The 18,538-nt window shown below is 63.8% G+C and carries 16 protein-coding genes; 4 read left to right on the top strand and 12 right to left on the bottom strand.

Features of this window, described 5'->3' with window-relative positions; genetic code table 11:
• Nucleotides 1-41: 41 nt before the first annotated feature.
• From RO069_RS17950 to RO069_RS17960, 3 genes are read right to left on the bottom strand one after another with little or no spacing between them, the layout of a single operon-like run.
• The gene (locus RO069_RS17950; RefSeq protein WP_328189449.1) at nt 42-1,469 is read right to left on the bottom strand and encodes an efflux transporter outer membrane subunit; all 1,428 of its coding nucleotides are present in this window, start codon (nt 1,467-1,469) and stop codon (nt 42-44) included.
• Complete coding sequence (locus RO069_RS17955) at nt 1,466-4,624, bottom strand: efflux RND transporter permease subunit (protein ID WP_328189450.1); 3,159 nt, start codon at nt 4,622-4,624, stop codon at nt 1,466-1,468. Before RO069_RS17955 ends, RO069_RS17950 begins: the two co-directional genes overlap by 4 nt.
• Nucleotides 4,625-4,628: 4 nt before the next feature.
• A complete protein-coding gene (locus RO069_RS17960; RefSeq protein WP_328189451.1) occupies nt 4,629-5,810 on the bottom strand; it encodes an efflux RND transporter periplasmic adaptor subunit in 1,182 nt (393 codons plus the stop codon).
• Between the two features lie 162 nt (nt 5,811-5,972).
• On the opposite strand from RO069_RS17960, the gene RO069_RS17965 reads away from it, so the two are divergent.
• A complete protein-coding gene (locus RO069_RS17965; RefSeq protein WP_328189452.1) occupies nt 5,973-6,602 on the top strand; it encodes a TetR family transcriptional regulator in 630 nt (209 codons plus the stop codon).
• 23 nt (nt 6,603-6,625) lie between these two features.
• On the opposite strand, the gene RO069_RS17970 is transcribed toward RO069_RS17965, so the two are convergent.
• From RO069_RS17970 to RO069_RS17990, 5 genes are all read right to left on the bottom strand, one after another.
• Nucleotides 6,626-7,441 (bottom strand): ABC transporter permease subunit, encoded by an 816-nt coding sequence (locus RO069_RS17970; protein WP_328189453.1) that lies wholly within the window; start codon nt 7,439-7,441, stop codon nt 6,626-6,628.
• Nucleotides 7,434-8,333 carry an ABC transporter permease subunit gene (locus tag RO069_RS17975; protein WP_328189464.1) on the bottom strand — a complete coding sequence of 300 codons (900 nt, stop codon included), beginning with the start codon at nt 8,331-8,333 and terminating at the stop codon, nt 7,434-7,436. Before RO069_RS17975 ends, RO069_RS17970 begins: the two co-directional genes overlap by 8 nt.
• Nucleotides 8,334-8,367: 34 nt before the next feature.
• Nucleotides 8,368-9,486 (bottom strand): polyamine ABC transporter ATP-binding protein, encoded by a 1,119-nt coding sequence (gene potA, locus RO069_RS17980; protein WP_328189454.1) that lies wholly within the window; start codon nt 9,484-9,486, stop codon nt 8,368-8,370.
• Between the two features lie 2 nt (nt 9,487-9,488).
• Complete coding sequence (locus RO069_RS17985; RefSeq protein WP_328189455.1) at nt 9,489-10,595, bottom strand: polyamine ABC transporter substrate-binding protein; 1,107 nt, start codon at nt 10,593-10,595, stop codon at nt 9,489-9,491.
• A gap of 240 nt (nt 10,596-10,835) precedes the next feature.
• On the bottom strand, nt 10,836-11,666 hold the full coding sequence (locus RO069_RS17990; protein ID WP_328189456.1) for a gamma-glutamyl-gamma-aminobutyrate hydrolase family protein: 831 nt from the start codon (nt 11,664-11,666) through the stop codon (nt 10,836-10,838).
• Nucleotides 11,667-11,888: 222 nt separating this feature from the next.
• Between RO069_RS17990 and RO069_RS17995 the strand changes: the two genes are divergently transcribed.
• Nucleotides 11,889-13,253 (top strand): glutamine synthetase family protein, encoded by a 1,365-nt coding sequence (locus RO069_RS17995; RefSeq protein ID WP_328189457.1) that lies wholly within the window; start codon nt 11,889-11,891, stop codon nt 13,251-13,253.
• A 62-nt stretch (nt 13,254-13,315) separates the two neighbouring features.
• Here RO069_RS17995 and RO069_RS18000 read toward each other — a convergent pair whose 3' ends face one another.
• Nucleotides 13,316-14,824: an aldehyde dehydrogenase gene (locus RO069_RS18000; RefSeq protein WP_328189458.1), complete on the bottom strand. Its 1,509-nt coding sequence runs from the start codon at nt 14,822-14,824 to the stop codon at nt 13,316-13,318.
• Between the two features lie 147 nt (nt 14,825-14,971).
• On the opposite strand from RO069_RS18000, the gene RO069_RS18005 reads away from it, so the two are divergent.
• The gene (locus RO069_RS18005) at nt 14,972-16,255 is read left to right on the top strand and encodes an NAD(P)/FAD-dependent oxidoreductase (RefSeq protein WP_328189459.1); all 1,284 of its coding nucleotides are present in this window, start codon (nt 14,972-14,974) and stop codon (nt 16,253-16,255) included.
• Nucleotides 16,256-16,352: 97 nt separating this feature from the next.
• A complete protein-coding gene (locus RO069_RS18010) occupies nt 16,353-16,736 on the top strand; it encodes a RidA family protein (RefSeq protein WP_328189460.1) in 384 nt (127 codons plus the stop codon).
• A gap of 102 nt (nt 16,737-16,838) precedes the next feature.
• On the opposite strand, the gene RO069_RS18015 is transcribed toward RO069_RS18010, so the two are convergent.
• The 3 genes from RO069_RS18015 to RO069_RS18025 form a co-directional block, all read right to left on the bottom strand.
• The gene (locus tag RO069_RS18015; RefSeq protein WP_328189461.1) at nt 16,839-17,360 is read right to left on the bottom strand and encodes a hypothetical protein; all 522 of its coding nucleotides are present in this window, start codon (nt 17,358-17,360) and stop codon (nt 16,839-16,841) included.
• Between the two features lie 111 nt (nt 17,361-17,471).
• Nucleotides 17,472-18,179: an SGNH/GDSL hydrolase family protein gene (locus RO069_RS18020; RefSeq protein ID WP_328189462.1), complete on the bottom strand. Its 708-nt coding sequence runs from the start codon at nt 18,177-18,179 to the stop codon at nt 17,472-17,474.
• 149 nt (nt 18,180-18,328) lie between these two features.
• The gene (locus RO069_RS18025; protein ID WP_328189463.1) at nt 18,329-18,463 is read right to left on the bottom strand and encodes a hypothetical protein; all 135 of its coding nucleotides are present in this window, start codon (nt 18,461-18,463) and stop codon (nt 18,329-18,331) included.
• Nucleotides 18,464-18,538: the final 75 nt, after the last annotated feature.

Consider the following 18,538-nt stretch of genomic DNA (forward strand, 5'->3'; position numbering starts at 1 on the left):
TGAGCGAGGGTTTTTCAGGTTGCAGGGTGGATCAGCCGAGCCTATTGAGCGTTGCCGCCCTCACCAATCATCAGGGACTCCGAAGCATACTCCCCGCCACCCAGTGCCCGGTACAGGGTAATCCGGTTCGCCAGCCGCAGCAGCTTGGTGTCCACCAGGGTCTGGCGGGCGCTGAGCAGTTCCCGCTGGGCGTCGAGGACGGCGAGGTAATCGTCGGCGCCGCCTTCATAGCGGGCCTGGGCCAGGTTCAGGGACCGCTCGGTGGCCTGCACCAGGCTGGCCTGGGCTTCCACCTGCTCGGCCAGGTGGGCACGGGCGGCCAGGGCATCGGCTACCTCCTGGAAAGCGCTCTGGATGGCCTGTTCATAGCGGATCACGGCCTTGTCCCGGCGGATCTCCGCCACGTCCAGGCTGTCCCGCAGCCGGCCGGCGGTGAAGATCGGCAGGTTTATGCTGGGGGCGAAGGACCAGGTGCCGGAGCCCCCCTCGAACAGCCCGGACAGGTCGGCACTGGCAGTGCCGGCGGACCCGGTCAGGGTGATGCTCGGGTAGAACGCGGCCCGGGCGGCGCCGATATTGGCATTGGCGGCCCGCAGGTTGAACTCCGCCTGGCGGATATCCGGCCGCTGCAGCAGCACCGAGGCGTCCAGCCCCGCCGGTACGCTGGCCAGCAGCGCCACTGCCGGGTCGATCACGTTGCCTTCCGGTGTCTCCGGTACCGGCCCGCTGACCAGCACGGACAGGGCATTGCGGTCCTGCTCCACCTGGCGCCGTAGCTGGGCCCGGTTGGCGCGGGCGGTTTCCAGGGCGATCTCGGCCTGGCGTACATCCAGCTCCGCCGCCAGCCCGGCGTCGAAGCGCTGGCGGACCAGGTCCACCGAGGCCTGCTGGGCCGCTACGGTGTCCTCGCTGATGCGCAGCTTCTGGTTATCGGCCAGCAGGGTCAGGTAGGCGTTGGCTACCTCGGACACCAGGGTAATCTGCGCGCTGCGGCGGGCGGCCTCGGTGGCCAGGTAGCTTTGCAGGGCGGATTCCTCCAGGCTGCGCACCCGGCCGAACAGGTCCAGCTCATAGGCGGCCACGCCCAGGCCCACGCTGTACTGGCTGGTGATGGTGCTGTCACCGGTACCGCTCAGGTCCGCCGGCAAACGCTGGCGGCTGCCGTCGGCACTGGCACCAATCTCCGGGAACAGGGCGGCGCCCTCGATGCCGTACTGCGCCCGGGCTTCGGCCACATCCAGCATGGCCAGTTCCAGGTCACGGTTGTTGGCCAGGGCGGTGTGGATCAGGGCCCGGAGCTGCGGGTCCGGAAACAGGGTTTCCCAGCCCGGCAGGACCACCGTATCCACATCCTGGTTGCCATCGCCCACCGCCTGGGGCACCGGGCTGTCCGGGGTCTGGTAGTCGGGGATCATGCTGCACCCGCCGAGGGTCAGGGCCACGGCCAATGCGGGAATCAACGCCTTCATGATGGGTTCTCCTGTGATTCCGGGGCCTGATGGTCGTCGCTGTCCCGGCGACCGTGCAGGGGCACGCCGGACATCCGGCGCACCAGCACGTAGAACAGCGGGATGAAGAAGATGGCCAGCACGGTGGCGGCCACCACGCCACCGAACACGCCGGTGCCGATGGCATGGCGGGCGCCGGACCCGGCCCCGGAACTGAGCATCAGCGGAGTGACGCCGAGGCCGAAGGCCAGCGAGGTCATCAGGATCGGGCGCAGCCGCAGGCGGGTGGCCTCCAGGGTCGCCTGGAGCAGGCTGCGTCCCTCCTTCTCCAGGTCCTGGGCGAACTCCGCGATCAGGATCGCGTTCTTGGACGACAGGCCGATGGTGGTCAGCAGGCCCACCTGGAAGAACACATCGTTGCCCAGCCCCCGCAGGTTGGCGGCCAGTACCGCACCGATAATACCCAGGGGCACCACCAGCATGACCGAGAACGGAATCGACCAGCTTTCATAGAGGGCGGCCAGGCACAGGAACACCACCAGCAGCGACAGGGCATACAGCAACGGCGCCTGGTTGCCGGACTGGATCTCCTGGTAGGACAGGCCGGTCCACTCGAAGCCGAAGCCCTCGGGCAGGTCCGCGGCCAGCTCCTCCATGGCGGCCATGGCGTCCCCGGTGCTGAAGCCGGCGGCGGCATTGCCCTGGATGTTCATGGCCGACACGCCGTTGTAGCGCTGCAACTGCTGGGCACCGTAGGTCCATTCGCCGGTGGCAAAGCTGGAGAAGGGCACCATCTCGCCGCCGCCGTTACGCACGTACCAGTTGTCGATATCCTCCGGTAGCATGCGGAAAGGTGCGTCCGCCTGGACGTAGACCCGCTTGATACGGCCCCGGTCGGCAAAGTCGTTGACGTAGCTGGAACCCCAGGCCACTGACAGGGTGGTGTTGATGTCCGCCAGGGACACGCCCATGGCGCGGGCCTTCTGGCGGTCCACATCCAGCCGGTACTGGGGCGCGTCTGGCAGGCCGTTGTAGCGCACCTGGGTCAGGGCCGGGTGCTGGTTGGCCTGGCCCAGCAACTGGTTGCTGGCCTCCACCAGGGCCTGGTGGCCCTGGCCGCCCTGGTCCTGGAGCTGGAAGTTGAAGCCGCTGGCCACGCCCAGGGCCGGAATGGCCGGTGGGTTGAGGGCGAAGATCACTGCCTCACGGACCTGGGAGAAGGCTCCCATGGCGCGACCGATAACGGCGTCTACCCCGTCCTTCTCCAGATCCCGTTCGCTCCAGTCCTTCAGCCGCACGAAGGCGAGGCCGGAGTTCTGGCCCTGGCCGGCAAAACTGAAGCCGGCCACGGTGAAGACGGATTCCACCGCTTCGGATTCCTCTTCCAGGAAGTAGTGTTCCACCTTGTCCAGCACCTCCAGGGTCTGCCCCTGGGTGGAGCCCACCGGCAGTTGCACCTGGGTCAGCAGGATGCCCTGGTCCTCCTCCGGCAGGAAGGCGGTCGGCAGGCGCATGAAGCTGAAGGCCAGCACCCCGACGATCACCACATAGAGGAAGGTGTACCGCCCCCAGCGACCGATAATCTTGCCCACACGGCCCTGGTAGCGGTCGGCAGCGCTATCGAAGCTGCGGTTGAACCAGCCGAAGAAGCCCCCCTTGGTCTGGTGGTCGCCCTTATGGGGCTTGAGCATGGTGGCGCACAGGGCTGGTGTCAGGATTAGCGCCACCAGCACCGACAGCACCATGGCGGACACAATGGTAATGGAGAACTGGCGGTAGATGGCGCCGGTGGAGCCCGGGAAGAAGGCCATGGGCACGAACACCGCCGACAGCACCAGGGCGATGCCCACCAGCGCGCCGGTGATCTGCCCCATGGACTTGCGGGTGGCCTCGACGGCACTCAGGCCTTCCTCCGCCATCACCCGTTCGACGTTCTCCACCACCACGATGGCGTCGTCCACCAGCAACCCGATGGCCAGCACCATGCCGAACATGGTCAGGGTGTTCACCGAGAAGCCGAAGGCGTAGAGCACCCCGAAGGTACCCAACAGCACCACCGGCACCGCGATGGTGGGAATCAGCGTGGCGCGGAAGTTCTGCAGGAACAGGTACATCACCAGGAACACCAGGGCGATGCCCTCGAACAGGGTCTTCACCACCTCCATGATGGAGATTTCCACGAATGGGGTGGTGTCATAGGGATAGGACACTTCCAGGCTGTCCGGGAAGTAGGCGCTGAGTTCCCCGATACGCTCCCGGACCTGCTCGGCGGTGTCCAGGGCATTGGCGCCGGTGGCCAGGTTGATACCGATGCCGGCGGAGGCCTGACCGTTGTAGCTGCCCACCACGTTATAGGACTCCGCACCCAGCTCGATCCGGGCCACGTCCGACAGGCGCACCCGGGAACCGTCCCCGGTGACCTTGAGCAGGATCTCGCCGAACTGCTCCGGGGTTTCCAGGAGTGTCTGCACTACGATGGAGGCGTTCATCTGCTGGTCTTCCACCGAGGGCGCGCCGCCCAGCTGGCCACCGGCCACCTGGTTGTTCTGCACCTCGATGGCGCTGGTCACGTCCGCAGGGGTCAGGTTGTATTCGTTGAGCTTGTTGGGGTCCAGCCACACGCGCATGGCGTACTGGGCGCCGAACAGCTGGACCTGGCCCACGCCCTGGGTGCGGGAAATCGGGTCCTGCACATTGGCGGCGACATAATCGGCAATGTCCGACTGGCTCATGCTGCCATCACTGGAGGTGAAGGCCATGACCATCAGGAAGCTGTCCGACGACTTGGTCACCTGCACCCCCTGCTGCTGCACCACCTGGGGCAGGCGCGGGGTGGCCAGTTGCAGCTTGTTCTGTACCTGCACCTGGGCGATGTCCGGGTCGGTGCCGCTGGCGAAGGTCAGGGTGATCTGGACATTGCCGGAGGAATCGCTGGTGGACGACATGTACAGCAGGTTGTCGATGCCGTTCATCTCCTGCTCGATCACCTGGGTGACCGAGTCCTCCACCGCCTCGGAGGAGGCGCCGGGGTAGTTGGCGGAGATGGTCACTTCCGGCGGTGCCACCGTGGGGTACTGCTCCACCGGCAGGTTGGTGATGGCCAGGGCCCCCGCCAGCATCATGATGATGGCGATCACCCAGGCGAAAATGGGTCGGTCGATAAAGAAGCGTGCCATGGTGTCAGCCCTGCCCGTTGTCGGTTGCGTCTGCTGCCGACCCGTCGTTCACATCCACCGGTGTGACCGGGCTGCCGGCCTGGACCTTCTGCAGGCCATCAACGATCAGGCGATCCCCGTCCCTGAGACCCTCGCTGATCAGCCACTGATTGCCGACCGCCTTCTCGGTGGTGACCTTGCGCTTCTCCACGGTGCTGTCCTCGTTGATCACCAGGGCGGTGGCCTGGCCACTGGGCTCCCGGGAGATGCCTTTCTGGGGCACCAGGATGGCGTTATCACGTTCCGCCTGGGGCAGGCGGGCACGGACAAACATACCCGGCAGCAGGGCACCGTCCGGGTTCGGTACCAGGGCCCGCAGGGTGACCGAGCCGGTGGCCTCGCCCACGGCGAATTCCGAGAACTGCAGGGTGCCCTCGTGGGGATAGGCGGTGCCGTCCTGCTGGGCCAGGGATACCGACGCCTTGCCCTCGCCCACGGTTTCCAGCTGGCCGCTGGCCATAGCCGATCGCAGGCGGCTCAGTTCCTCGTAGGACTGGGTGAGGTCCACATAGATCGGGTCGAGCTGGCGGATGGTGGCCAGCGCCGTGGTCTGGTTGGCGGTGACCAGGGCCCCGGCGGTGACCGACGAGCGACCGATGCGGCCGTCAATGGGGGCACGGATGGTGGTGTAGTCCAGGTCGATACGGGCGCTCTCCACGGCGGCCTCGGCGGCGGCCACCTGGGCGTTGCCGGCGCTGAGGGTGGCGCGGGCCTCATCCAGGGTCTGCTGGCTGATGGCGCCGTTGCCGATCAGCGATTCATAGCGGTTGGCGGTCAGGCGCGCCTTGTCCCGATTGGCGCGGGCGTTGGCCAGTTCCGCCTGGGCACTGGCCAGGGCCGCCTGGTAACGCTTGGCATCGATCCGGTACAGGGCCTGGCCCGCTTCCACGGTTTCCCCTTCCTCGAACAGGCGTTCCTCGATCAGGCCGGTGACCTGGGGGCGGACTTCGGCCACCTGATAGGGGGAGGTGCGACCGGGCAGTTCATTGACCAGGGTAAACGGCTTCTCTTCAACGGTGATAAAGCCGGCCTGGGGCGGTGGCTGCTGACCGGCGGCCTGGGCGGAACCGGCTTGCTGCTGGCCACAGGCGGACAGCAGAACAGAAGCAATCAGCAACAGGAGCAGGGATTGCGTAGAATGGCGCATGGGTAGTGACCTCTATCCAATAAAAAGGCGCCGGGGTCCATGGCGGGGCTCCCCGGCGCACAAGGCACAACAAGGTATAACGGTAAACACGATGATACATACATTCATGAATGTATGTATAGTGACATTTACTGCCCTTACGCGTTATTTACAGGAGCACCCATGGCCAGACGCACCAAAGAAGACGCCCAGAAAACCCGGGAGCAGCTGATTGAAGCGGCTGAGGTGGTGTTCTATCGCAAGGGTGTGTCGCGCACGTCACTCAATGACATCGCGGCGGAAGCAGGCGTCACGCGGGGGGCCATCTACTGGCATTTCAAGAACAAGCACGATGTGTTCGAGGCGATGATGGATCGCCAGAAACTGCCACTGGAAATGCTCAAGGCACTGATGGAGGATCCGGACGAGAGCGATCCCCTGGGCCGGTTCCGGGAGTTCCTGCTCTACCTGACCCAGGAGATCGCCCGCGATCCCCGCCGGCGGCGGGTGTTCGAGATCGTGTTCCTGAAGAGTGAGCTTACCGAGGAGAACGAGCCCCTGGGCAGCCGCCGCCGGGAAAACTTCCTGGAAGCGTCCGAGCGCATGGCCATGGTGCTCCGCAATGCCATCGAGCGCGACCAGCTACCCGGGAACCTGGACGTGGACCGGGCGGTGGTGCACCTCCATGTGCAGCTCACCGGCCTGATCTACACCTGGCTGCTGATTCCGGAGACCTTTGATATGGAGAAGGAGTCGGAGCGGGTGATCGACGCCTATTTCTATTCCCTGGAGCATTGTTTCGGGAAGGAGTAGGCCCCGTCTCCGGGGGCCAGGGGTTATTGATTGGGTGAGAGCCGCCGCTTCTCCGCCCGCCGCATCCACCACCAGGCCAGAAATGCGATCACCGATACCGCCAGGATAATGATCGTGGCCAGGGCATTGATCTTGGGGGATACCCCCATGCGCACCGACGAGAACACCACCATGGGCAGGGTGGTGGCGCCGGGGCCGGACACGAAGCTGGCGATCACCAGGTCGTCCAGGGACAGGGTGAAGGCCAGCAGCCAGCCGGACACCAGGGCCGGGGCGATCACCGGCAGGGTGATGAGGAAGAACGTCTTCAGGGGTGTGCAGCCCAGGTCCATGGCCGCTTCCTCAATGGAACGGTCCACTTCCCGCAGGCGGGCACTCACCACAACCGCCACATAGGCACTGCAGAAGGTGGTGTGGGCGATCCAGATGGTGGCCATGCCCCGGTCTGCCGGCCAGCCGATGAGCTGGGCCATCTGCACGAACAGCAGCAACAGCGACAGGCCGGTGATCACCTCCGGCATGACCAGCGGTGCGGTGATCATGCTGGACAGCAGGGTGCGGCCACGCATCCGCTGGAACCGGGTGATCACGAAGGCGCACAGGGTGCCCAGGCACACCGCCATACTGGCGGAGTAGAAGGCAATGCGCAGGCTCATCCACACGGCGGACAGGATCTGCTGGTCCCGGAACAGTTCGCCATACCATTGGGTGGAAAACCCGGCCCACACCGACACCAGCCGCGAGGCGTTGAACGAGTAGACCACCAGCACCACCATGGGCAGGTACAGGAACAGCAGGCCCAGCACCAGCATGGCTTTCGAGAAGCTCACCTTACCCATGCTTTTCCATCTCCCGGGCCTGGAAGCGGTGAAACAGCACGATGGGTACCAACAGCAGGGCCAGCATCACGATCGCCAGCGCCGAGGCCACCGGCCAGTCGCGGTTATTGAAGAACTCCTCCCACAGTACCTTGCCGATCATCAGGGTATCGGGCCCGCCCAGCAGTTCCGGAATCACGAACTCACCCACCGCCGGGATGAACACCAGCATGGCCCCGGCGAGGATGCCGGCCCTGGACAGGGGCAGGGTGATGCGCCAGAAGGTGGTCAGGCTGCGGCAGCCCAGGTCCGAGGCCGCCTCCAGCAGGCGCACGTCCAGCTTCACCAGGTTGGTGTAGATGGGCAGCACCATGAACGGCAGGTAGGCGTAGACAATGCCCAGCACCACCGCGAAGTTGGTGTTGAGCATCCGTAACGGCTCGCTGATCACCCCCAGCCACAGCAGGAAACTGTTCAGCAGTCCCTGGTTACCCAGGATGCCCATCCAGGCGTAGACCCGGATCAGGAATGAGGTCCATGACGGCAGCATGACCATCAGCAGGAACACCAGTTGCCAGTGTCCCGGTGCCCGGGCGATGGCGTAGGCCATGGGGTAGCCGATCAGCAGGCAGAACACGGTGGCCAGGAAGGCGGTCTTCACCGAGCCCCAGTAGGCGGCGATGTACAGGCTGTCTGACGCAAGGAACAGGTAGTTGCCGACGTTGAGCACGATGGAGAAGGTATCGTTCGCCCACTGCACCACCGGCTCATAGGGCGGAATCGCCATCACCGCGCTGGAGAAGCTGATTTTCAGTACCAGCGCGAAGGGCATCAGGAAGAACAGCAGCAGCCAGGCGAAGGGGATGCCGAACACCACGCGGCGGTGCAGCAGCACGGCACGGACACGCTCCATGGCGGGCGTGGACATCAGTTTAGGATTCACTGGTTCAGTTCCACAGCAATATGGGGCTGGAGGCTTCCCAGGACACGAAGACCTGATCACCCCATGTGGGCCGCTCGCCACGGCGCTCAACGTTGGCCATGGTGGCCTGTATCCGCTTGCCGCTGGCCAGCTTCACGTAATAGGAGGTGATGTCCCCCAGGTAGGCGATGTTGTCCACGGTGCCCTGGCTCCAGTTGCTGTCGCCTTCCGGCTTGTTCGTGGTCAGGTAGATCTTCTCCGGGCGCAGGGCCACCAGGGTGTCGGTGGTTTCCGCGGGCGTGGTGACGCCCCGGTCGATGAACACTGGTGTGTCCAGCAGCTCGCTGGTCAGGGTGATGCTATCCGCCTCGTCCTCACGGATATTGGCCTCGAAGATATTCACCGAGCCGATGAACTCCGCCGTCATGCGGCTGTTGGGGCTCTCGTAGATATCAATGGGCGAGCCCACCTGGGCAATGCGGCCATGGGACATGATGGCGATGCGGCTGGCCATGGTCATGGCCTCCTCCTGGTCGTGGGTCACCATCAGGCAGGTGGCGCCGACCTTCTCCAGGATGTCCACCAGCTCCAGTTGCATCTCGGTGCGCAGTTTCTTGTCCAGGGCACCCATGGGCTCGTCCAGCAACAGCAGTTTCGGTCGCTTCGCCAGGGAACGGGCCAGGGCCACGCGCTGCTGCTGGCCGCCGGACAGCTGGTGGGGTTTGCGCTTGGCATAGGATTCCATCTTCACCAGCCTGAGCATGGCGGCCACCCGGTCGCGGATGTCGGCCGTCGGCAGCCGGTCCTGCTTCAGGCCCAGGGCAATGTTCTGCTCCACCGTCATATGGGGGAACAGGGCATAGCTCTGGAACATCATGTTGGTGGGCCGCAGGTAGGGGGACAGGTCGGTAATGTCCTGACCGTCCAGCACGATACGACCGGCGTTGGGTTTTTCAAAGCCTGCCAGCATGCGCAGCAATGTTGACTTGCCAGAGCCGGAGCCACCCAGCAGGGCGAAGATCTCGCCCCGGTGGATGTCCAGGCTGACGTTGTCCACCGCCAGGGTGCTGTCGAAGCTCTTGGAAATACCCTTGATGCTGAGTAACACCTCCGCTTGCGCGGAGGTGCTGTTTTCTACTGTCACCGTCAGCGACCAGACTTCACGCTGGTCCAGGTACGGGTCATCAGGCGCTGGGCGTCCTGGGGCCGGCCTTCCATCAGATACAGCTTCTTCATCACCTCGTCGGTGGGATAGATGCTGGTGTCGCTGAGGATCTCTTCATCGACAAACTCACTGGCAGCGCTGTTGGGATTGGCGTACCACACGTAGTTGGTGATGTCGGCGATGATCTCCGGACGCATCAGGAAGTTCATCAGCTTGTGGGCGTTGTCCACGTTGGGGGCGCCGGCGGGGATGGTCATCATGTCAAACCACAGCACCGCGCCTTCCTTGGGGATGGTGTACAGGATCACGTTGCCGTTGTCGGCTTCCTCGGCACGGGCTGCAGCCTGCAGGATGTCGCCGGAATAGCCGGCCGCCACGCACAGGTCACCATTGGCCAGGTCGGCAATGTAACGGGACGAGTGGAAGTAGGTGATGTTCGGGCGGGCTGCCTTGATCACCTCGCCACCCTTCCTGATGTCGTCCGCGTTGTTGCTGTTCGGGTCCAGGCCGATATAGGCCATGGCGGCACGCACCATTTCCTCACCGGAATCCAGCATGGCGATGCCACAGCCACCGGCGGCCAGCTTGCCGGTCACTTCCGGGTCGAACACCAGGGCCCAGGAGTCGGTGGGGGCGTCGTCACCCAGGATCTGCTGGATGCGGGCCTCGTTATAGCCATAGCCATTGGTGCCCCACAGGTAGGGAATGGCGTACTGGCTGCCTGGGTCGACCTTTTCCAGCTGCTTCATCAGGTCCGGGTTCAGGTGGGTCATGTTCGGCAGCTTGCCGTGATCCAGGGGCACGAAGGCCTGGGCAGAGATCTGCTTGGCCACGTAATGGTTGGACGGCACCACCAGGTCATAGCCGGAACGGCCGGACAGCAGGGCGGCTTCCAGGATCTCGTTACTGTCGTAGACGTCGTAGATGACCTTGATGCCGGTCTCTTCGGTGAACTTTGCCAGGGTATCCTCGGCGATGTAGTCCGACCAGTTGTAGACACGAACCTCGCCAGCCGCCAGGGCGACAGACGAGCCAAGGGAGACAGCAATGGCGGCCGCCAGGGCCGCGGGCTTACACAACTTCAACATGGGTGTTGTCCCTCACTGAAAAGGGATTAATGCAAAACGCGCCGGGAGCGCGCAGTGTTGTGCAGGTCTGCTGAGGGTGGCCTTCCGGCGGCTGGATAGTCGCCCGAGACTCCTTTGAGGCTTGTCCTGGAAACGGCGGCGGGAACCGTCCGTATTCGCGCGATATGTATCACGAGTTTTTGCAGGGCGCTATCAAAAATTTAACACCCGGCATGGTGATTTGTGCTTATCCGAACGATGTCACGGCAAAGACGCCATGCCTTTCGCTTCCTGTGAGGGGCCACGGGCCCGGGCCCGCTGTGCACAGGCCTCGCCGAACGCGGCCAGAAGCGCCCGGTAGAAGGGAAAATCCCCCACATCATGGCAGGGATGCCACTGCCATTCCGGGTGCCACTGGACCGCCAGGGTGAACGCCTTCGCGTCGGTGAGGGAGAATGCCTCCACCAGGCCATCCTCGGCAACAGCCTCCACCCGCAGGCCCGGGGCCAGGTCACGGACGCCCTGTTCGTGCAGGGAGTTCACATAGACTGAGTCCGATCGGGGCCAGATCCGGGCCAGACGACCCTCCGGCAGGATGCGGATGTCGTGGCCGGTGGCGTAGCGTTCAGCCAGCGGTATGTGTTTGTCCTCCCGGTGCTCCCGGAAGCGTCCGGTGGTGTGGAGTTTCTGGTACAGGGTGCCACCCAGGGCCACGTTCATTTCCTGGAAGCCCCGGCAGATGCCCAGGATGGGCACGCCGGCAGCCACTGCGGCCCGGATCAGGGGCAGGGTGGTGGCATCCCGTTTGGGGTCGTGGGCTGTGCCCGGTTCGCTGCCTTCGTCCCGGTAATGGTGGGGTTCAATATTGGAGGGCGAACCGGTGAGCAGGAGGCCGTCAAGGCGATCCACCAGCTGTTGCAGCCGCAATCCTGCCCCCAGGGCCGGGATGGCGACCGGTATGCCGCCGGCGCCCTCGCTGACGGCGCGGCTGTACTTCTCGCCGAAGGTGAAGATCGGGTGCTCACCGTCGGACTGCTGACTGCAGGTACTGATGCCGATCAGCGGGTAGCAGGGGGTGTTCGGAGTACTCAATGGATGCCTCCTTGAGGCGACGATGCCAGCGCCGCTCGGGCTGGTCAGGAATTGCGCAATTTCTAGCATGGGCCGACCCCCTGCGCCAGCGATTTCACATGTCCGCCGCTACGGCATATGCGTATCTTGCAAAAGTGACCGGAAAGCAGGATAAAGGACGCTGAGACACGCCTGTGCCGGCCCTTCTGCACGGGTTGAGTGTGAGTTCCGAAAGGCTTTCCTATGGGTTCTGGTCCAGCGAGCGTCGACGCCTTCCTTCAGACGCATCCCGAGCTGCAGTTTGTCGACCTGCTGATTCCGGATATCAATGGCATTGTCCGTGGCAAGCGGGTGGATCCGTCGACCCTGGCCAGGGTCTTCGAACGGGGCATTGCCCTGCCAGCGTCCATTTTTGCGCTTAATATCCAGGGCACCACGGTGGAGGAAACCGGCCTCGGTCTGGACATCGGCGAGGCGGACCGGGTCTGCCTGCCCATCAAAGACACCCTGACCATGGAACCCTGGCAGAAGCGGCCCACCGCCCAGTTGCTGCTGACGATGTTCGAGCTGGACCGGGAGACACCCTTCTTCGCGGACCCCCGGGTGGTGCTGCAGAACATCGTCAAACGCTTCGAGAGCCTGGGGCTGACCCCGGTGGCGGCCTATGAGATGGAGTTCTACCTGATCGATCAGGAGAACCTGGCGGGCCGGCCCCAGCCGCCCAAGTCACCCATCTCCGGCAAGCGCCCGGCGGGCACCCAGGCCTACTCCATCGACGATCTGGACGAATATGCGGAATTCCTGGCGGATGTGCTGGATGCGGCCCATGAGCAGGAACTGCCGGCGGATGCGCTGGTGGCGGAATCCGCCCCCGGTCAGTTCGAGGTGAACCTGCACTACGTGGACGACGCAGTGCGGGCCTGCGATCATGCCACCCTGCTCAAGCGCCTGATCAAGAACATGGCCTACGACCATGAGATGGACACCACCTTCATGGCCAAGCCCTACCACCACCAGGCGGGCAGTGGCATGCACCTGCACGTGAGCCTGGTGGACCAGAACGGCAAGAACGTTTTCGCCGGCGATGCCGAGCAGCCCAACGACCTGTTGCGCTGGGCTGTGGGTGGGCTGGTGGCCACCATGAACGACGCCATGGCACTGTTCTGCCCCAACATCAACTCTTACCGCCGCTTCAGCCCGGAGTACTATGTGCCCAGCGCGCCCACCTGGGGCGTGGACAATCGCACCGCGTCCCTGCGCCTGCCTGGCGGCGATCCGGAGGCCCTGCGCATCGAGCACCGGGTGGCTGGCGCCGACGCCAACCCTTACCTGCTGATGGCGGCGGTGCTGGCGGGCATCCATTACGGCATCACCAACCGGATCGAACCGCCGCCCATGACGGTGGGCAACGCCCATGAACAGCACGAGGCCAGCCTGGTGAACAACCTGCGGGATGCCTTGCGGGAACTGGGTCAGTCACCGGTGATGGAGGAGTATCTGGGCCGCGACTTCCTGGATGTGTTCGTGGCCTGTAAGGAGCATGAGCTGACGGAGTTCGAGATGACCATCTCGGACCTGGAATACCTCTGGTACCTGCACACGGTTTGACGATGGTTCGATCATAAAGATAAACGGCGCCACGGGGGCGCCGTTTTCGTATCTACCGGAGACTAATCCAGGGCGATCCAGGTAGCCTTCAGTTCGGTGTACTTGTCGAAGGCGTGGAGGGATTTGTCACGCCCGTTGCCGGATTGCTTGAAGCCACCAAACGGTGCGGTCATGTCGCCACCGTCGTAGTGATTGATCCACACGCTACCCGCCCGCAACGCTTTGGCCACCTTGTGGGCGGTGCTGAGGTTGGCTGTCCACACTGCCGCTGCCAGGCCGTAGATGGAGTCGTTGGCAATGGCAATGGCTTCTTCGGCGGTACTGAACCCGATCACCGACAGCACCGGCCCGAAGATTTCCTCCGAGGCGATGCGCATCGGGTTCAGCACGCCGTCAAACACCGTGGGCTCGACGAACAGGCCGCCGCTCTCCTCCAGCACCCGTTGGCCACCGTGCACCAGCCTTGCACCTTCGGACTGGCCGATGGTGATGTACTCGATAATACGGTCCAACTGGGCCTGGTCCACAATGGCGCCGCAGGTGGTGGCAGGATCCAGTGGATGGCCGGGGCGCCAGGCTTTCAGGGCGTCGCACACCAGCCCGATGAACTCGCTGCGGATACTCTCCTCCACCAGCAGTCGGCTGCCGGCGGTACACACCTCACCCTGGTTGAAGGCGATGGCGCTGGCGGCCTCGGCGGCGGCCTTCTTCAGGTCCGGGGCGTCGGCGAAGACAATGTTGGGGCTCTTGCCGCCCGCCTCCAGCCACACCCGCTTCATGTTGGACTGGCCGGCGTAGATCATCAGTTGCCTGGCCACGTTGGTGGAGCCGGTGAATACCAGGCAGTCCACGTCCATATGCAGGGCCAGGGCCTTGCCCACCGTATGGCCGAAGCCGGGCAGCACGTTAAAGACGCCCGGCGGAATGCCGGCTTCCTCTGCCAGGGCCGCGAGACGAATGGCGGTGAGGGGCGACTTCTCCGACGGCTTGAGGATCGCCGAATTCCCGGTGGCCAGGGCCGGGGCAATTTTCCAGGCGGCCATAATCATGGGGAAGTTCCAGGGCACGATTGCAGCGACCACGCCCACCGGCTCCCGGGAGATCATCCCGATCTGGTCATGGGGGGTGGTGGCCAGCTCACCATAGACCTTGTCGATGGCCTCGGCGGTCCAGCGGATGGCCCGGGCGGTGGCTGGCACATCCACGGTACGGGCGTGGGCGATGGGCTTGCCCATGTCAAGGGTTTCCAGCAGCGCCAGTTCGTCGCCGTTGGCTTCAATCAGATCGGCAAAGCGGAGCAGTACCCGCTTGCGTTCGGCCGGTGCCAGTCGGCTCCACATGCCACCCTCGAACGCCTTGCGGGCGGCAATGATCGCCTGTTCCGCATCGGCGTCGTGGCAGCTGGCCACCTGCCCCAGTTTCCGGCCATCCACCGGACTGACGCAGGGGAAGGTCTCGCCATCGACAGCCCACTGGTAGGCGCCGTTGATGTAGGCGCGACCCTCGAAAACGAGCTGGTCCGCCCGTCGTTGCCACTGGTCGCGGGTGGTGGGTGTTGAGGTTTGGGACATGGGAGCCTCGCAGGCAGGGAATTGGCCATTATCAGGCGAACTATCGGGCTTCCTTACAGGTCCCGCTATAGGTAGAAGAACGTGTCTTCCCGCCCGCCCGGTGCTGTCTTAGACTTGCCGCAATATCGACCTTGTTGGCGCTGATCCATGACCCACTTTCCGCCGGTTCCTTCCTATTACGCCGCCTCCGCCAATCCTGCGCCGCAACGCCCGCCATTCCAGGGCCGGATCGAGGCGGATGTCTGTGTGGTGGGTGCCGGTTATACCGGCCTGTCCACGGCCCTGTTCCTGGCGGAAGCGGGCTTCAGGGTGGTTGTACTGGAGGCAGCAACGGTGGGCTGGGGGGCGTCCGGCCGCAATGGCGGCCAGATCGTCAACAGTTTCAGTCGCGACCTGGACGCCATCGAGCGTCAGACCACACCGGACCACTTGCGCCTGCTTGCGGAGATGGCGTTCGAGGGTGGCCAGATCATCCGCCAGCGGGTGCGGGATTACGGCATTGCCTGCGACCTGAAGGGCGGTGGCATCTTCGCGGCCCTGAACCCCCGTCAGCAGAAGCACCTGGAGTCACAGCAGGCCCTGTGGCGCCGATTCGGCCATGACCAGCTGGAACTGCTGGACCGGGAGGGCATCCGTGCCCGGGTGGGCACTGACCGGTATGTGGGTGGCGCCATCGATCATTCGGGCGGCCATATCCACCCGCTGAACCTGGCCCTGGGAGAAGCCGCGGCGCTGGAGTCTTTGGGTGGCGTTATCCATGAGCATTCCCAGGTAACCGGGATAAGTTACGGCCAGCCTGCCACCGTGCGGACCGCGACCGGGCAAGTGAGTGCCCGCTTCGTGGTGCTGGCGGGCAATGCCTATCTGGGCGGCCTGGTACCGGAGCTGGGCGCCAAGTCCATGCCCTGCGGCTCCCAGATCATCGCCACCGAACCCCTGGACGAAGCCCTGGCCAGTCAACTGCTCCCGCAAGACAACTGCGTCGAGGACTGCAACTACCTGCTGGACTACTTCCGCCTGTCCGGTGACCAGCGGCTGATCTATGGCGGCGGTGTGGTCTACGGCGCACGCGACCCGGCCAATATCGAGCGGCTGATCCGGCCCAATATGCTCAGGACTTTCCCGGAGCTGGCCGATGTGAAAGTGGACTACGCCTGGACCGGCAACTTCCTGCTCACCCTGTCACGGCTGCCCCAGATGGGCCGACTGCACGACAACGTGTTCTATTCCCAGGGCTGCTCAGGCCATGGCGTTACCTTTACCCATGTGGCGGGCAAGGCCCTGGCGCTGGCGATCCAGGGACAGGCAGACCGCTTCGACGCCTTCGCCAGTCTGCCTCACTACCCGTTCCCCGGTGGGCGCCTGTTACGGGTGCCGTTCACCGCCGTCGGGGCGTGGTATTACGCGCTACGGGACCGGTTGGGCGTTTGACTCCGGCTGGCTACAGGATTTTCGAAACCTGGACGATGGACTAGAATCGCCTGTCCGGGTTGTCCGGCTTTTTTCCTCTGTTGAAAGGATTTCCACCGTGAGTCGAACACTGATTTCCAGCGGTTCTGAATTTGAGTCCAGAATCGGCTATTCCCGCGCTGTCGTTGATGGGGACTATGTGTACGTGTCCGGCACCACCGGCTTCAACTACGACACCATGACCATCTCTGACGATGCGGTGGAACAGGCCGAGCAGTGCTTCCGCAACATCGGCAAGGTGCTGGATCAGGCGGGCAGCAGCTTCGCCGATGTGGTGCGCATCCACTACATCTTCCCGGACAGGGCCGACTTCGAGCCCTGCTGGCCCGTCTTCCAGAAGTACCTGGGCGAATCCCGCCCCGCCGCCACCATGTTTGTGGCCGGCCTGCTGGATGACGCCATGAAGCTGGAGATCGAAGTCACCGCAAGGGTCCGGGGCTGACACCCTTTTCGGTTTAGCACGGGGGCTGGCCCGGTCATTGATAGATGGCCAGTTCCTGCGGTGTCGTCCGGTCCGGTGATGGCTGTTGGCAAGCCCCTTACGTTAGTCAGGCACCTTCACCTCAACCAACGAACAGGCGGTTCCATAGCCCAGGGTCCGTTTGACCGAGGGGAGAAAGCGGCTGGCGCCGATGGCCAGGGCCAGTTCCACCAGCCCCTCCTCTCCGTATTCCTGTCTTACTGATTCCCGCAATTCATTGTCGGCCCCGGTCTTTTCCATCAGGACCTCGACGAACTCATAGACAGTACGGAGATTGGCGGGGAGCTGGTCGGGCCTGCGATCAATCACCGCCTGAAGGATCCCAGGCTCTACCTTGCTACGAATGCCCAGATTCACCTCCACCTGCACGCAGGTACCGCAGTCCTCGTCCCGGGCCGCCACGATACGGGCCACATGGTAGGCGTCGGCAGGCAGGCCGCGACGGTAGTCGGAAATGGGAAAGATCTTGGCGAATCGAAGGAAAGCCCGCAGGGACGTGTTCAGGATGTGGCGCATGTAGTCATGGGATTCACCCAGCTCCCGTTCGGCAGCGTCCAGGCGTTTGCCAGCTAATGTCCTTATCATTGTTTGCTCCCTTGTTGATCGGTAGACGAACTGATCGTCTCCGATCTTTTGAAGGGTGGCAACTGTCCAGCCCGTTGACGGATAACTACCCGAGTGACAGTGGGTGGAGCCTCAGTTGAGTTGATCGGCGATGGACTCGGCCATTAGCCGGTAGCCTGTTTCCCCCGGATGGTAGCCATCTTCGGCCAGTAGCGACGTATCGGTCACCGTTTCATAGGGCAGGTAAGCGAAGTCCTCTGGCTGTTTCCTGGCCAGTATTTGGTAGACAGTATCCAGCTGTCTCGCCCGCCAGCCCACCACTTGGCGAAGGGGTGACGGCAGCGCCGTGAACAGGTGCATGGGCGGCACGCTGAGTAACTGGATAGGTACCGGGTAACGGGGTTTCAGCGCTTCCCGTAGTGCCAGTAACTGCCGGCGGAAGCGGCTACGGGGTGTGAAACCGGTGGTATCGTTGACGCCCATGCTTAACAGCACCACATCCGCCTGCGGCAGGGTTTCCAGCGGCAGGTTCTCCATCAGTTCGGTCAGGGTCGCACCGTTGATGCCATAGGTGTGCCAGGCAATGGTTTCACCACTGCGCTCGTGCAGCAGCCGGGCAAGCTGGCTGGCCAGGCCCTGGTCATGGCGTTGGACACCCACACCAGCTGCCGTGGATTCACCAAGCACCAGTAACCGCCGGTCCGGCGATCCCTCACCATACTGCCCGAAAGGGTCGCCCCCGGCCTCGGGAAGCCGGACGATGTTACGACGGACGTTCCGACCCTGGTAGATCAGCAGGGGCGACAGGCCGGTAGTGGTCAGCCAGAAGGGCAGGTGCATGGGTTGGCCCCTTGAACGGGTTGATGGCGGTTTCCTGCCAGAGAATGCTATGGCTGCGGCGGTAGATCAAGTGAAGGTCGTAGGTTGGTATTTGATCGGAGCCACGCCATCCACGGACCGCTGGCGAACCGTGGATGGTGTGGTGTTGCTCAGGCGGTCGCCGCGTTCATCCGCTCCACCAGTTCATCATCCAACTGATTGGCCCGTTTGGCGGCCGGCCGGCTTTCCATGCGGTTGGTGTATTCCTGGAACACCTCGTTTGGTGGCAGGTTCTTCTGCATCATTTCCCACCACAGGTAGCTGCTGTAGTTGCCCCCGCTAAACCGGACACCACCTCATTCGTTTGATGCCAGTTCCGC

The sequence above is a fragment of the Marinobacter sp. OP 3.4 genome (assembly GCF_036224885.1).
Lineage (GTDB): Bacteria > Pseudomonadota > Gammaproteobacteria > Pseudomonadales > Oleiphilaceae > Marinobacter.

Coding starts and splice junctions, on each gene's coding strand:
- RO069_RS18005 (WP_328189459.1), top strand. CDS start 14,972: ATGACCCACTTTCCGCCGGTTCCTTCCTATTACGCCGCCTCCGCCAAT.
- RO069_RS17975 (WP_328189464.1), bottom strand. CDS start 8,333: ATGGAGCGTGTCCGTGCCGTGCTGCTGCACCGCCGCGTGGTGTTCGGC.
- RO069_RS18015 (WP_328189461.1), bottom strand. CDS start 17,360: ATGATAAGGACATTAGCTGGCAAACGCCTGGACGCTGCCGAACGGGAG.
- RO069_RS17955 (WP_328189450.1), bottom strand. CDS start 4,624: ATGGCACGCTTCTTTATCGACCGACCCATTTTCGCCTGGGTGATCGCC.
- RO069_RS17965 (WP_328189452.1), top strand. CDS start 5,973: ATGGCCAGACGCACCAAAGAAGACGCCCAGAAAACCCGGGAGCAGCTG.
- RO069_RS17950 (WP_328189449.1), bottom strand. CDS start 1,469: ATGAAGGCGTTGATTCCCGCATTGGCCGTGGCCCTGACCCTCGGCGGG.
- RO069_RS17995 (WP_328189457.1), top strand. CDS start 11,889: ATGGGTTCTGGTCCAGCGAGCGTCGACGCCTTCCTTCAGACGCATCCC.
- RO069_RS17960 (WP_328189451.1), bottom strand. CDS start 5,810: ATGCGCCATTCTACGCAATCCCTGCTCCTGTTGCTGATTGCTTCTGTT.
- RO069_RS17985 (WP_328189455.1), bottom strand. CDS start 10,595: ATGTTGAAGTTGTGTAAGCCCGCGGCCCTGGCGGCCGCCATTGCTGTC.
- RO069_RS17970 (WP_328189453.1), bottom strand. CDS start 7,441: ATGGGTAAGGTGAGCTTCTCGAAAGCCATGCTGGTGCTGGGCCTGCTG.
- RO069_RS18025 (WP_328189463.1), bottom strand. CDS start 18,463: ATGATGCAGAAGAACCTGCCACCAAACGAGGTGTTCCAGGAATACACC.
- RO069_RS18000 (WP_328189458.1), bottom strand. CDS start 14,824: ATGTCCCAAACCTCAACACCCACCACCCGCGACCAGTGGCAACGACGG.
- RO069_RS18020 (WP_328189462.1), bottom strand. CDS start 18,179: ATGCACCTGCCCTTCTGGCTGACCACTACCGGCCTGTCGCCCCTGCTG.